The 14,720-nt window shown below is 60.6% G+C and carries 12 protein-coding genes; 5 read left to right on the top strand and 7 right to left on the bottom strand.

What is annotated here, in order from left to right:
* Positions 1-7: 7 nt before the first annotated feature.
* The 7 genes from algG to yaaA form a co-directional block, all read right to left on the bottom strand.
* Complete coding sequence (gene algG / locus ACU688_RS07380) at positions 8-1,582, bottom strand: mannuronan 5-epimerase AlgG (RefSeq protein ID WP_448184209.1); 1,575 nt, start codon at positions 1,580-1,582, stop codon at positions 8-10.
* Positions 1,582-3,069: an alginate export family protein gene (locus ACU688_RS07385; RefSeq protein WP_448184210.1), complete on the bottom strand. Its 1,488-nt coding sequence runs from the start codon at positions 3,067-3,069 to the stop codon at positions 1,582-1,584. Before ACU688_RS07385 ends, algG begins: the two co-directional genes overlap by 1 nt.
* On the bottom strand, positions 3,066-4,574 hold the full coding sequence (gene algK, locus ACU688_RS07390; protein WP_448184211.1) for an alginate biosynthesis TPR repeat lipoprotein AlgK: 1,509 nt from the start codon (positions 4,572-4,574) through the stop codon (positions 3,066-3,068). Before algK ends, ACU688_RS07385 begins: the two co-directional genes overlap by 4 nt.
* 9 nt (positions 4,575-4,583) lie before the next feature.
* Complete coding sequence (locus tag ACU688_RS07395) at positions 4,584-5,750, bottom strand: PilZ domain-containing protein (RefSeq protein ID WP_448184212.1); 1,167 nt, start codon at positions 5,748-5,750, stop codon at positions 4,584-4,586.
* Positions 5,751-5,786: 36 nt separating this feature from the next.
* The gene (gene alg8, locus ACU688_RS07400; protein ID WP_177414092.1) at positions 5,787-7,268 is read right to left on the bottom strand and encodes a mannuronan synthase; all 1,482 of its coding nucleotides are present in this window, start codon (positions 7,266-7,268) and stop codon (positions 5,787-5,789) included.
* Positions 7,269-7,374: 106 nt separating this feature from the next.
* Positions 7,375-8,691: a nucleotide sugar dehydrogenase gene (locus tag ACU688_RS07405; RefSeq protein WP_448184213.1), complete on the bottom strand. Its 1,317-nt coding sequence runs from the start codon at positions 8,689-8,691 to the stop codon at positions 7,375-7,377.
* A gap of 875 nt (positions 8,692-9,566) precedes the next feature.
* Positions 9,567-10,346: a peroxide stress protein YaaA gene (gene yaaA, locus ACU688_RS07410; protein ID WP_448184214.1), complete on the bottom strand. Its 780-nt coding sequence runs from the start codon at positions 10,344-10,346 to the stop codon at positions 9,567-9,569.
* A 119-nt stretch (positions 10,347-10,465) separates the two neighbouring features.
* On the opposite strand from yaaA, the gene ACU688_RS07415 reads away from it, so the two are divergent.
* From ACU688_RS07415 to moaE, 5 genes are all read left to right on the top strand, one after another.
* Positions 10,466-11,590: a polysaccharide deacetylase family protein gene (locus ACU688_RS07415; RefSeq protein WP_448184215.1), complete on the top strand. Its 1,125-nt coding sequence runs from the start codon at positions 10,466-10,468 to the stop codon at positions 11,588-11,590.
* Positions 11,591-11,929: 339 nt separating this feature from the next.
* The gene (locus ACU688_RS07420) at positions 11,930-13,324 is read left to right on the top strand and encodes a PhoH family protein (RefSeq protein ID WP_032877681.1); all 1,395 of its coding nucleotides are present in this window, start codon (positions 11,930-11,932) and stop codon (positions 13,322-13,324) included.
* 158 nt (positions 13,325-13,482) lie between these two features.
* Positions 13,483-13,956, top strand: coding sequence for a cyclic pyranopterin monophosphate synthase MoaC (gene moaC / locus ACU688_RS07425; protein ID WP_017736740.1), 474 nt, complete (start codon positions 13,483-13,485; stop codon positions 13,954-13,956).
* Positions 13,953-14,195, top strand: a complete 243-nt coding sequence (moaD, locus tag ACU688_RS07430; protein WP_448184216.1) for a molybdopterin converting factor subunit 1 — start codon at positions 13,953-13,955, stop codon at positions 14,193-14,195. Before moaC ends, moaD begins: the two co-directional genes overlap by 4 nt.
* 2 nt (positions 14,196-14,197) lie before the next feature.
* Positions 14,198-14,650, top strand: a complete 453-nt coding sequence (gene moaE, locus ACU688_RS07435) for a molybdopterin synthase catalytic subunit MoaE (protein WP_448184217.1) — start codon at positions 14,198-14,200, stop codon at positions 14,648-14,650.
* The last annotated feature ends 70 nt before the right edge of the window (positions 14,651-14,720 follow it).

The raw sequence follows: 14,720 nt of genomic DNA on the forward strand, positions 1-14,720 counted from the left end.
GTCATCCTCAGTCCTGCATTTCGGTCTGGCGTTCGACAGGGTCGATCAGCACGGCTTTCTGCTGGCGCACCAGCAGGTCGAGAATCTCTTCCTGGCGATCACCCAGCACACCGTTGAAGCTGATGCCGCTGGATTTGGTCGGCGCCAGCATCGACACGCGGTACAACTCCACGCTCAACGGCGAGTCGATGGACAGCGGCCCGCTGCCGTTGCCCGCGAGTTCGCCGCCGACAACGATCAGCGAGACTTTCGCGTCAAACGGGTCGAGGGCGATGTCGCGGTCGGTGTCGGTCAGGTCCTTGATGTGGCCGTAGAGGCCGGTCAGGCCGTTGGCCATCGAGGTGTTTTCGTACAGCTTGATGTTCACGCTGTTGCGCACGCGAATGCCGTGGCGACGGTTGGCGATCACCTTGTTGCCCCACAGCAGGTTGTCGCCGCTCTCATAGAGGGTGATGCCGTCGGTGTGGTTGCGGTAGAACTCGTTGTCGGCCACAACGTTGTTGACGCTGTTACGGTCGAGCACCAGGCCCGAGAGCTTGTTGTCGTAGCTGCGGTTGTTGAAGATGAAGCTGTCGTTCACTTCGCGGGAAATGATGATGCCGTGCTTCTTCTTCGTCCCGTAGACCGTGTTGTCGGCGATGATCAGGCCGTGGGAACGGTCGTGGGGGTCGATGCCGTAGACGATGTTGTCTTTGTAGGTATTGCCCTTGATCACAAAGCCTTCGGTCTCGTAGCAGTAGAAGCCGTACCACATGTCCGAGAACTCGGAGTCGATGATCCAGCCGGTCGGCTCGGAGCGCTTGAGCACCTTGGCCATGTTCGGCGTGTACTGGGAAATACTCACGCCGTAGGACTTGCTGTTGGCGTAGCCAAAGCTGGCCATCTTGGTCTTGGAGATATAGGTCTCGGTGCCGCCCCAGGCCAGCAGGAACGGGCGGAATTCCTTCGGCGATTTGAACAGCGCCGGGCCGTTGGTTTTTTCGCTCCAGCCAGTGACTTTGGTGTCACGCACAAACAGTTGGCCGTCGTTGATCAGGAACGAGCCGGCTTCCTGGGACAGGCGCAACTCCTGGGTCTTGCCGTCGATATCGAGGATGCCCTTGCGCCCGACCACAATCGGCAGCTTGGCGAGGAACACACCCGGCGAGGTCTCGCTGAAGTACTGCTTGGGCACTTTGCCGAGCAGGTCCTTGAGGTTCATGTAGCCGTCGTCGACAAAGATCGCCTGGGGAATGCCGTGTTGGCGCACCACCCATTCGGCCATCTTGTTGTCACCGCCGATAAAGTCCTTGAGGGCGTCTTCCTGCATCATGCGGCGGATGCTGGTCTTGCCCTGTTTGGTGCGCACGATCTTTTTTTCCATCGCCGCAGCGGTGTAGCCCGACAGGTCAGGCAAGGCCGGCTTGGCCATTTCCAGCGGCGCCGTCGGCGGGCTGGAAATGGTGTAGGTCTTGGCTTGTTGCAGCCCTTTGGCGATGGTCGGCGCCTTGACCGGCTGCGTGGTGTCGGCGAAGGCTGTGGCGTTGGCCATCAGCATCGCAGCGACCAGCAACGTATGAGGTTTCATCGCGCAGGCTCCCATCAGAATTTCCACACCACATCAACAAAGGCGCGGTGCATGTAGGAATCGACTTGGCTGCCGTAGGCGTCGCCCGGCTTGAATACACCGGCGCGGAAACGCACCAGGGCCGACGGCTCGTCGATGGACTGGCTGAGGGCGGCGGGCAACAGGCCCTTCTTGAAGTACTTGGTGACCACCAGGTCCATCTCTTGGCCAAGGTCTTTCTTGCCGTCTGCCAGCGGCAAGGACGTGCTGGAGACAATCGCGCCGGTCACGTCGTCGGTGTTGTTCTGCACCGCATCGATGCCGTTGCTGCCCACCGGTTTGTTGCCGTCCACGCGCCAGAACTTGTGATAGACCAGGCTGGCGTCGTAGTCCTCGCGCAGCTGCCACGAACCGAACAGGCTCATGGACTGCATGTTGTTCATCTCGCCGCGAAACGCTTCGCCGAAGCGATGCACGCGGGACTGGGTGCCGGTCCAGTTCGAGCGGTTGCTTTGCAGGCCGTTCTGCTCGTACTCGGCGCTCGCACGGGAGTAGGCGGCGCCGACTTGCCACTGCGGGTCGAGGCGCAGGCGGATACCGATGTCGGTGGCCCAGCCGCTCAAGTCATCGCTGCGCTTGGCTTGGGCGGGGCTCGAACCGTCGGCCTGCAAGGCGTTGACCTTGTCGCGGTCACCGCGCATGCCGGTGAGGCTGGCCCAGTAGTTGACAGTGTTGGTGTTGCGCCAGTTGTAGGCGTCGCTGTTGGCTTCGATGCCGAGCCAGGTCAGGTCGCCGTTCTCGCGCTTGTCCAGCGAGTCGGTGGCCACGCCCGGCTGCGGGTAGTCGAGCTTGCCGTTGTCATGGGTGTGGTGACCGCGCAGGCCGATCCACTGGCCGGGCGTCCACTGGTAGGCGGCGTCGGCGTAGAGGTGCTGGCGGTCTTTGTCGACGGGCGCCAGTTCCTTGAGGTCGGTGCGGTATTCGCTGAAGCGTTCGGCGACGCCCACATTGGCTTTCAGCAGGGTGGTGTCGAAGGTCCAGTTCAGCGCTTCGATATTGGTGTCGCGCCACTGGCCGTCGTCATTGCGCAGGCGTTGGCGGCCGAGCTTGAGGATCTCGCCAGGGTAGGGCGTGAAGCCGCTGTAGCCGACCCAGAACTCGCGCAGGGCCAAGTAGTTTTTCTTGGTCTTGCGGTCGTTGTTGCTGGTCTGCTGGTTCTCGTCATCGGCGGACTGTTGCAGGGTGTCGGTCTCGATGATGTCGCTGGAGGCCACGGCCTGGCCCATGGCGTAGGCGCTCCACGCGCCGCTTTCGCCGTAGACCCATGGGCGCACGTCGAGGCCGATGCCGTTGACGTCGCCGCCTTTCTGCGTGCCGAGGTCACGGTCGTCTTCGGACTGGCCGGTGATTTTCACTTCGAGGCCGAAGTTCTTCGCTTCGGTGAGTGCGGCCAGGGTCGGGCACGACCACAGCAGGGCGAAGGTCAGGCCGATGCCGGCCTTGACGAATGGGTTGAGCTTCATAGGGATTCCTCGCCGTCGTCTTCTTCCAGGGCGTGCAGTTGCAACGTGCTCTGGGCCAGGGTGCCGCGAGTCGCCAGTTCCTGTTGCACCAGGCGTTGGCCTTGGGCGCGTTGTTCCGGCGTCAATGGGGCTTCTAGCTGGGTGGCCAAGTCGTTGGCTTCCGGTGTGTCCTGGGCTTTGGCCAACTGGCTGAAGACATAGGCGTTCAATGGGTCGGGCTTGGTGCCCTTGCCTTGGGAAAACAATTGCGCGATGGCGAAGTCGGCGCTGTTCTGGCCGTTGCGCGCAGCGGTCAGCAGGTGGTCCAGGGCTTTTTGCGAGTAGACCTGGCCGAGGTAGCCACGGCGGTAGATCTGGCCGAGGTAGTAATCGGCGGCGACTTCCTTGCCCTGGGCTTTCTGGAAATGCGCTTCGGCGGCCTTGGCGTCGGCCGGCACCCACTTGCCTTCGTAGTAGAGCTTGCCCAGCAACAGCTCGGCGCGCGGCTGGTCGGCGGCGCGGCCGTTTTCCAGGTACTTCATCATCTGGTCCACGTCGCCCAGTTCGGGGAAGTCGTAGAGCAGTTGCGCCAGGCTGACCCAGGACGCCGGGTAGCCGGGGGCGATTTTTTCCAGCAGAGCCTGGGCGGTTTTTTCGTCCGGGGTACCGAGGCTGGCATCACCGAGTACACGGGCGACGCTGTCGACACGCTGTGCAGTGACGGTGCCACGGCTGTAACCGGCTTCCATTTGCTTGAGCAGCTCGGCTTGTTTCTCGGGCGCGGCTTGTTTCTGGTAGACCGTGGCCAGCTCGACGTAGCAGATGTCTGTGGTGTTCAGCGCGGCTTTGCAGATGCGCTCTACATCAGCCAAATGCTGGTCGTACGTGCCTTGGGTGCGATACAGCAGCACCTGGGCCAGGCCGGCTTCCGGGTAACCGGCGGCCTGCCATTTGCTGATCTGCTGCTGGGCATTCACGTCCGGGAAACTGTGGGGGTATTGCAGGTACAGCATCGCCAGCGGGATCAGGGTGTTGCCTTCGCCATTGGCAAAGGCTTTTTTCAACAGGCCTTCGGCTTCGCGGTGTTCGGCTTCGGTGCTGCCGGGCTTGGCCACTAGCAGGCGACCGAGACGGGCCTGGGCGCGCGGCGAGGTATCGGCCGCTGCGCGGTAGGTGGCTTCGGCCTGTTTGATCTGCGCCGGGTCGCGGGTGCCCACCTGGATATCAGCCAGGCCGACTTGGGCCTCGCTGTAGCCCAGGTCGGCCAGTTGCTGGTAATTCTGCTGGGCGGTGACGGTGTCGCCGCGTTTCAGGGCTTCGTTGGCCAGGCGTTGGTCGGGCAGGCCGGTGCAACCGGTCAAAGAGATTGCCAGTGCCAGCGCGCAGTAGGCTGAAGCGAAGTGCGCTCTGCTCTGGGTGGGAGCTGGCTTGCCTGCGATGACGGTTTTGAATTCACCACCGCCATCGCGGGCAAGCCCGGCTCCCACATTGGCCGGTGTTGTTGTTGAAATAGGGTTCACAGGCATGTCCTCTGCTTACAGACCGTTGGCCATGGCTTTGTCGATCAGCCAGTTCAGCGACGGGCCGCGGTCGCTGGTCACTTCCACCGGGCGGCCGGCGTAGGTGCTGTCCAGCGGCGCATCAGGCTTGATCTGCACGCGGATGTCGGAGGACAGGTCGGCGCTGTTCAGGCTGGTGCTGCTGACGATGGTGCCGGTGCGGGTCTGTTCTTCGTCGGCGACCTGGAAGCTCACCTGGGTGCCTGGACGCACGTCGGCGAACTGGCGATAGGTGAAGCGCGCTTCCACGTTGGCCTGGCTGCCACGCGGCACCAGTTGGAAGATCACGTCGCCTTTGTTGGCGTATTGGCCGTCGGCGACCATTTGCTGGGCCACCACGCAATCGCACGGCGAGGTCAGGGTGCCGGTCATTTGCTTGCCGAACAGTTCTTCAACCTTGGCCGGTTGCAACTGGTCTTCGTCCAGGTGGCCCTTGAGCACATCCAGCATGCTGGTGCTGAAGGTCGCCAGCGGCGCGCCTTTGGCGGCGATTGCGTCACCTTTGAGCAGGCTTTGCACGGTGCCGTCGCGGGGCATGGTCACGTTCATGCCGGGCACGCTGACCAGACCGGCCTGGGCGTGGCTGACGAAGTACATGCCGTACACCGACTTGAAGACGAAACCAAACGCGGCGAGGCCGACGATGAAGATCCCCGCGCTGAACACCACGGCACGCAGGCGACCGAAGGCGGTCATGCCGCTGCCGCTGTCCTTGACCTTGCGCGCCTTGGTGAAGTTGTCGCGTTGCAGGGTCGCCAATACCTCGCCCATCGACACAATGTCACCGGACAAGTGCGACGTGATCAGGTGGCGCAGGGTGGAAATGTCCTGCTGCTCCAGGTTCTGGAACTGGCAACCGGTGCGGCCGCTCTGGCGGTCGTGGGAGCGGATTTGCAACTCCACGTCCATCGCCAGGCCCAGGTTATCGATCACGAATTGCAGGCGGCCCTTGTGCACTTCGCCGACGTTCAGCGGCTGGGTGGCGGTGAACGCCAGGCCACCGGCGGACAGGTCGATCACCCGCGCTTCGGTGGGTTTGCCGTCATTGCCGAAGAAGCGCAGCTTGGCCGGGATTTTGACCCGCGCATGTTGGCGCTGGGCTTCGGATTCGTGGACAACGTTGACGTTTGCTTGGCTATTCATGGTGTGTAGTTCCTAGTTAATTCAGGCTTGGCAGGGTCAGACCATCATCAGCAACACGGCGACGAAAATGCTGCCGGCGGAGAAGGTCATGGTCCGAGACGACCAGGTGTTGAACCAACGTTGAAAGCTGGCCAAATCGCGGGTCAGTTTGGTGTCCTGGCGGGTCCAGGACTGTTGATCAAGGCGGAAGAACACGTAGATCTTCACCAGCGCGCCCATGATCTGGTTGTAATAGAGAATCACCGGGTACGCCGGGCCGATCTTGTGACCGGAGCACGACAGCAACAGGGTGAGGATCAGGCGGGTGATGCCGATCCACAGCAGGTACGCGAGGATGAAGGCGCCGCCGTATTTGAAGGTGGCGATGATCGCCACGGTCAGGCCGAGCAGGGAGGTCCACATCGACACGCGCTGGTCGAACAGCACCACGCTGGTGAACAGGCCCAGGCGACGCACACCCAGGCCGAGGGCGCGGGAGTTCTGGCGCAGGTTGTTGCCGTACCAGCGGAACATCAGTTTGCGGCTGGCCTTGATAAAGCTTTTTTCCGGCGGGTGTTCCACGGTGTTGATCGCGGCGTCGGGCACGTAGAAGGTGTCGTAGCCCAGGCGCATCAGGCTGAACCAGCTGGACTTGTCGTCGCCGGTCAGGAACTTGAAGCGGCCCAGGCGCCAGTGTTGCAGCGAGTCGCTTTCGACGTCGGCGATGAAGTCCGGGTCGGTGACCACGCTGGCGCGGAATACCGACATGCGCCCGGTCATGGTCAGCACGCGCTTGGACAGGGCCATGGAGCACATGTTGATGTGGCGTTGGGCAAAGCGCAGCTTGTGCCACTCGCTCATGATGTAGCCGCCGCGCACTTCGCAGAATTCGTTGGTGGTCAGGCCGCCGACATTGCCGAACAGCTGGAACCACGGCACGGTCTTGCGCACGACGCCTTCGGCGAGCACGGTGTCGCCATCGATCACGGCAACCACGGCGCGGTCATCCGGCAAGTGGCGGGAGATCGCACGGAAGCCGAAGGCCAGGCCGTCGCGCTTGCCGGTGCCGGCGATACGCACGAAGTCGAGCTTCACGTGCTCTGGCGGATTCATGCGTTCCCAGAGGCTTTTCACCAGCAGCTCATCGGACATTTCCACCAGCGAGCAGACCACGGTGGTGGGGAAGCCGCATTCGATGGCTTCGCGGATCACCGAGCTGTAGACCTGCGCGGTGGTCAGCGCATCGATACGGAAACTGGTGACCATCAGGAACACATGGGACGGGTCGGCGGCCTTGCCCAGCTTGCGCACTTTACGGCGCAGGTGCGGGTAGACCACGTACAGGAACAGCATGCCGCGAAAGAAATGCGTAGCACCCATCGAGTAGCGCCAGATGCCGACGGCGCCAATCAGGAAAATAAAATTCTTCGACTCCGAGTCGAACGTACTCGCCGGCAACAGCAGGGCGAGTCCCATCAGCAGGCTGAGAAAGAACAGCCAGCCGGCGGATTGCAGCAGTACATGTTTTAACTTGGACATAAGCGTCATCCGAAGGTGATGAAAGCGGCAAGTTGCAAGCCGCAAGCTGCATGTGGAAATGCTTTTACTTGCGGCTTGCGGCTCGAAACTTGCCGCTACTCTTCTGTTACCAGCAAATGCCTTCGGTGCGGCCGGTGGTGCAGGTGGCCTTGGACATGAAGCCCACCAGGTCGATCACTTGCTTGCCGTGCGGGGCGTTCTGCGCCAGGGCGCGGAATTTCTCGTCACGGTTGCCGAGGATGATCACGTCGGAGTTGTTGATCACGTCATCGAAGTCCGAGTTGAGCAGGGACGACACATGGGGGATCTTGCCTTCGATGTAGTCCTTGTTCGCGCCGTGGACACGGGCGTACTCGACGTTGCTGTCGTAGATGCTCAGGTCGAAACCCTTGCCGATCAGCATCTCGGCCAGCTCCACCAGCGGGCTTTCGCGCAGGTCATCGGTGCCGGCCTTGAAGCTCAGGCCCAGCAGGGCGACTTTGCGCTTGTCGTGGCTGTTGACGATGTCGAAGGCGTTTTGCACCTGGGACTCGTTGCTGCGCATCAGCGAGTTGAGCAGCGGCGCTTCCACGTCCAGGGAGCTGGCGCGGTAGGTGAGGGCACGCACGTCTTTGGGCAGGCACGAACCGCCGAAGGCGAAGCCTGGGCGCATGTAGTACTGGGACAGGTTGAGGGTCTTGTCCTGGCACACCACTTCCATCACTTCACGGCCATCGACGCCGACGGCCTTGGCGATGTTGCCGATCTCGTTGGCAAAAGTGACCTTGGTGGCGTGCCACACGTTGCAGGTGTACTTGATCATTTCGGCGACGGCGATGTCCTTGCGGATGATCGGCGCGTCGAGTTCTTCGTACAGCGACTGCAGGACATCGCCGGAGGCCTTGTCGAACTCGCCGATGACGGTCATCGGTGGCAGGTCGTAGTCGGCGATGGCGGTGGATTCGCGCAGGAATTCCGGGTTGACCGCCACACCGAAGTCGACGCCGGCTTTCTTGCCGGAGCAGTCTTCGAGGATCGGGATCACCACGTTGGCCACGGTGCCGGGCAGCACGGTGCTGCGCACCACGACGGTGTGGCGGGTGGTCTTGTCACGCAGGACAAAACCGATCTCGCGGCACACGGCTTCGATGTAGTCTAGTTCCAGGTCGCCGTTTTTCTTGCTCGGCGTACCGACGCAGATCATCGACAGGTCGGTATCGCGGATGGCGTCGGCGAAGTTGGTGGTGCCGCGCAGTCGGCCGGTGGCAATACCCTGGCTCAACAGTTCACCCAGACCTGGTTCAACGATCGGCGATTTGCCTGCATTGATCAGGTCGATCTTGTCCTTGGAGATGTCTACGCCGACCACTTCGTGGCCACGGGCAGACAGGCAACCGGCACACACTGCGCCAACGTAACCGAGACCAAATATGCTGATGCGCATCGCATTTACCTCTTTAATATTCATGCCAATAATTGGCCGGAGTTCATGTTTGCAAGCGTCACTGATGCCACGAAAGTTGGGCGAATAGACGCCGACTTACCGTGTACAGGCATGTTGAATAACGAGTGACTAACTATTGCACTCAAGTTGTGCGCAACTTGGCCTTGTTATTGGGGCTTGCCCTCAAATGCAGCCGGCCTTCCTGGGGGAAGGGTTCGGCGCCAGTGCCGCAGGGTCTTGATAGAGGCGTTAGGCCCTTAAATATCAATACCTTGGGTGTCATCACTGACACATTTGGGTAAGCGCTGCCTTGGCCTATAGGGGTTAGCAATTAATCCTTATCGCTGCCCTCAACTCATATCAGTTGATGATGTGACCCATGAGTCAAAGTTGCGGGGGCAACTTTGCTACTTCCTTGGATCGCTGTGTAAGTTATCTCCTACAGAAACAGAGAATTTCGTTACCGGTGGTATGAGCCGTCCATTTTGACGAAGTTCCAGCCCGCTCATCCTGTTTCCAGAAATTTCTTGAAATATTAGTAAAGATGGCACTAGTACTATATTGATAGCACTTGCTATTTGGGCCAGTCGTTATGGGGAGTTGGTGCGCGGGGATAGTTTTGTGCCACTAGTGTTTGAAAAAAGTGGTGCCACTACGAAAAAAAATGACGAATGTCGAGTGAAAGAATTGTTAGGAGTACGTCAAAATGTTTTTTGACGCCAAAATAATGACTATTTCGGCGGTGAAATGCAGGCAAAAATGTGGGAGCTGGCTTGCCTGCGATAGCGGTGGATCAGCCAGCATTTCTACTACTGATACACCGCTATCGCAGGCAAGCCAGCTCCCACATTGGAATATCTGTGCTTTTGAGAGCTTTATTCCGGTGCGTGATCGCGCAAAAACACCAGCTTGTCCGGCTTGGACTGCTCCGCATTGAAGCGATAACCCTGCACGTCGAATTCTTTCAGCTTGGCCGGGTCGTTGATGCGTTCTTCAATCACAAAGCGGCTCATCATGCCCCGGGCCTTCTTGGCGTAGAAGCTGATGATCTTGTATTGGCCGTTCTTCAGGTCCTTGAACTCGGTGTTGATGATCCGCGCGTTCAGGGCCGTGCGCTTGACCGCCGAGAAGTACTCGTTGGACGCCAGGTTCAGCAACACGTCGTCACCTTGCTCGGCCAGGGCTTCGTTCAGCCATTCGCTGATGCGCGTGCCCCAGAAGGCGTAGAGGTCCTTGCCACGGGCGTTGGCCAGCTTGGTGCCCATTTCCAGGCGGTACGGCATCATCAGGTCCAGGGGGCGCAGCAGGCCGTAGAGGCCCGAGAGCATGCGCAGGTGGTCCTGGGCGTAGGTGAAGTCGGCGTCGCTGAAGGTCTGGGCGTTCAGGCCGGTGTACACGTCGCCCTTGAACGCCAGCAGCGCCTGCTTGGCGTTGGCCGGGGTGAAGGCTGGGGTCCAGCTGCCGAAGCGCGCAGCGTTGAGGCCGCCGATCTTGTCGGAGACGTGCATCAGCTCGCTGATTTGCGCCGGGCTGAGTTCGCGCAGTTGCTCGATCAGCGCCTGCGAATGGTCCAGGTACTGCGGCTGGGTAAAGCGCTCGGTGGCAGGCGCGGTCTCGAAATCGAGGGTCTTGGCGGGGGAAATCACCGTCAGCATGAAGTCGTCTCCTTAAATCGTGCGGGGATTCTAGGGGGTTGGGCGGTTTGACTCCACCTATGATGGCGATAGGCATGATCCGCTATGATGGGCGGTAACTCTGGAAAGGAAGACCCTGCGTGCGAATAGCGCTTTTATTGTCGGCATGCCTGCTATGCCTGAATGTCCAGGCCGCCCCGGCGGATGTAGCCAGCCTGGACCGTGGCACCTGGCCCGAAAAGCTCAGCAGCCCGGCGCTGTTCGATGTGGCCTCGCGCGCAGAAATCCTCATGTTCGCCCACAGCCTGCTGGCCAGCGAAGCCCAGGATGAAAGCGCCCTCAAACAGCGCCTGGGGTTGAAGATCGTCAACCTGGCGGCTATCGACGACTTGCGCCGGCAACTCTGGCAGCGCTTGTTGGAGAACTACACCTTCGCCCAGCAGAGCTGCGAGGAGGACGCCTCGTTCTGCTACCTGGTGGAGAACATGGACGACTTGCGCGAGCAGGCCGGCAAGTTCGAGGTCAGCGAAAATTCTTTCTATATAGGTTGGGCCGCGCCCAGCCATGTCTTTCACGAACGCTATCTGGATGAACTGCTGCGCAAGGCCGCGCTGTTCCCGCAGATCAGCAGCGAAATCGCGCGCTTCGGCGACCACGAGCGCAATGGCGATGAATTCAACGACCGCCTGTTCCTGCTGACGTTTGATGGTGGCCCCGCGCCGGTCAGTGGCAATACCGACTGGCTCGCCGACTACCTGCGCAAGCAAAAGATGAACGCCACCTTCTTTGTCCTCGGCAGCAGCCTGCAAACGCGGGTGGAGCGCAGTTCCGCCGCCGATGTGCAGGCGTTGTACCAGGGCCAGTGCGTGGGCACCCAGGGCTGGCAGTACCGTTCCCACAGCCACTGGGTCGATTGGCAGAGCTCGATCACCCGCAGCGCCTCGCTGGCGCAGAACCTGATGCCGGAAAACTATGTGCCGCTGTTCCGCCCGCCGTACGGCCAGCGCCGCGCTGACAGCCAGGGTTTTTTCCAGTCCCAGGGCTTGCAGGTGGCGTTGTGGGACATCGATTCCCAGGACGAACCGGGCAAACTCAAGGCCGATGAGTCGGCGCAGCGGGTGTTGACGCTGATGCTGCTGTGGCGCAAAGGCGTGATTGTGTTTCACGACACCCAGGACAAGGCGCGGGTCGCTTTACCGCAGTTGATGCAGGCGACGGCACAGAGTGGCTTGGGTTGGCAGGACTGCCGCGAGGCGTTTCGCTGAAGTGCCCGGCCCTGTTGGGTTCGGGGCATTTGTGGGGTGATTTTGTGCGACAAATCGATGCAGGCGGACTTCCGACTTTAACGGGGTGCATGGCACTCGGCTAGTGCTATTCGTCATCCTGAAAAATAAACTTCAAAAAAGCGTCAAAGTGCTTTTTCCTGTCACATGTTTTGCGGTATTACGAAGTCAGATCGCCGAAACCTGCAACACAGGTGGCGTCTTTCCAGACTCCTCATGTGGGCATGCACTTGACGTCCCTCAGGTGCATTCGGTGGTCGAATCGAGGCGCAGCACCGCCCAGGTATTGCGTCGACTGGCTCCCACAAAAGGTGACCGAGTATGGATGATCATGGACGCACCCCTTCTTCCGACCAGCCAATCCTTTATGTGCTTGATACCAACGTATTGATCCACGATCCAAACGCACTGCTCAACTTCGAAGAACACCACGTCGCTATCCCGATGATCGTGCTTGAGGAACTCGACAAACTCAAAAGCGGGCACCACAGCGTTGCCGCCGAATGCCGCCAGGCCATCCGCCTGATCGACAAGACGCTGGGCGAAGCGTCGCCGGAAGACGTCGAGGTGGGCGTACCGATCCAGCGTGGCAAAAGCGGGCCCAAGGGCTTGCTGTCGATCCTGATGAGCAAGCGCAGCGAGCCCAACAGCCTGCTGCCGGAAAACCTCAACGACAACAAGATCATCAACCAATTGATCGACCTGCACGCGCGTGACAAGGACCTGCGCGTGGTGCTGGTGACCAAAGACATCAATATGCGCCTCAAGGCCCGTGCGTGTGGGATCGCGGCCGAGGACTACAGCACCGACCAACTGGTCGATGACGTGTCGATGCTGTCCCGTGGTTATCACATGATGACCGGCTCGTTCTGGGACCGTGTCAGCAAGGTTGAAACCCGCCAGGACCATGGCCGCACCTGGCACCAGGTGCAACTGATCGACAACCTGCCAGCGGTGCATATCAATGAATTCATCGTCGATGAACAGGGCTTCGTGGGCTGGATCAAAGAGATCCAGGTCGACAAGCTGCTGATCCTCGACCTGCATCAGGAACCCCTGTTGCACCAGGAAGCCTGGGGCCTGAAACCGCGTGACATCTACCAGAGCCTGGCGCTGTACGCGCTGCTCGACCCGGACATCCACCTGGTCAACCTGACCGGTGCCGCCGGTTCCGGTAAAACCATTCTCGCCCTGGCTGCCGCCATCGAGCAGACCATGGTGACCAAGCGCTATCGCCGCATCATCGCCACCCGCAGCGTGCAGGGCCTGGACCAGGAAATCGGCTTCCTGCCCGGCACCGAGGCGGAAAAAATGGAGCCGTGGCTGGGGGCGATTACCGACAACCTCGAAGCCTTGCACATGGATGACGAAAACACCCATGGCAGCGTCGACTACATCCTCAGCAAAGTGCCGTTGCAGTTCAAATCCCTCAACTACATCCGGGGTCGCAGCTTCCAGCAAAGCCTGATCTTGATCGATGAATGCCAGAACCTCACCCCGCACCAGATGAAAACCATCATCACCCGTGCCGGCGCTGGTTCCAAAGTGGTGTGCCTGGGCAACCTGGCACAGATCGACACCCCTTACCTGTCCGCGACCAGCTCCGGGCTGACCTACCTGACGGAACGCTTCAAGGACTTCCCGAACGGCGTGCACATTGCGCTGCAGGGTGTTCCACGTTCGATCTTGGCTGAATACGCCGAATCTCATCTATAAACGCGGTCAATGTGGGAGCTGGCTTGCCTGCGATAGCATCACCTCGGTTTCTCTGATCCACCGAGGTGCCTGCATCGCAGGCAAGCCAGCTCCCACAAAGGCATGCGCAAATCTGACCGCCGGGTTTACAATCGGTGCTCCTGATCAGGAGTATCCCTGTGCTGACTCATCTCGATTCCCAAGGTCGCGCCCATATGGTCGACGTCACCGACAAGTCCGTGACGTTCCGTGAAGCGGTGGCCGAAGCCCGGGTGCGCATGCTGCCCGAGACCCTGCAAATGATTGTCGACGGCGCCCACCCCAAGGGCGACGTGTTTGCCGTGGCCCGCATCGCCGGGATCCAGGCGGCGAAAAAAACCAGTGATTTGATCCCGCTTTGCCACCCGTTGATGTTGACGGGCGTCAAGGTCGAACTGAGCGCCGATGGCGCAGACTCGGTGCACATCCTGGCGCGCTGCAAACTCTCCGGCCAGACCGGCGTGGAAATGGAAGCCCTCACCGCCGCCAGCGTCGCTGCCCTGACGATCTACGACATGTGCAAGGCCGTGGACCGTGGCATGACCATCGAAAGCATCCGCCTGTTGGAAAAGCTGGGCGGCAAGAGCGGGCACTTCAAGGCGGATCAGGCATGAGCATCAACGTATTGTTTTTTGCGCGTTACGCAGAGGCGGTAGGCTTTGATTCGCTGGAAGTGGAAGGCGACTTCGCCACCGTCGATGCGGTGCGCCTCGCGCTGGCCAGTGACCCGGAGTTTGCCGTACTCAACGAGCCCAGCCTGATGTGCGCGCGCAACGAAGAGTTGTGCCGCCGCGATGAGCCGGTGCAGGCGGGTGACGAAGTGGCGTTCTTCCCACCCGTGACCGGAGGCTGATCATGGCCATTCAGGTGCAGGCCCAGGCGTTCGATCCGGGTGCCGAGGTGAATGCCATGCACGCGGCCAATGTCGGCGTTGGCGCGGTGGTGAGTTTTGTCGGCTACGTGCGCGACTTCAACGATGGCCTGGACGTGGCGGGGATGTTCCTGGAGCACTATCCGGGCATGACCGAAAAAGCCCTGGCCAAGATTGCCGTGGAAGCCGAACAGCGCTGGCCATTGCTCAAGCTGGAAGTGCTGCACCGCATCGGCGCGCTGGAACCGGGGGAGCCAATTGTGTTTGTAGGCGCCGCCAGTGCCCATCGGCAGGCGGCGTTTGATGCCTGTGCGTTTGTGATGGACTACTTGAAGACGCGGGCGCCGTTCTGGAAAAAGGAAAATACCAGCGAAGGGCCGCGTTGGGTGGAAGGGCGCAGTAGCGACCATGCCGCAGCGGATCGCTGGAAGTCTTAGGTCGAACACAAAACCCAATGTGGGAGCGGGCTTTTGTGGGAGTCGGGCTTGCCCGCGATGCAGGCGCCTC

This window comes from Pseudomonas acericola (SeqCode) (assembly GCF_053456465.1).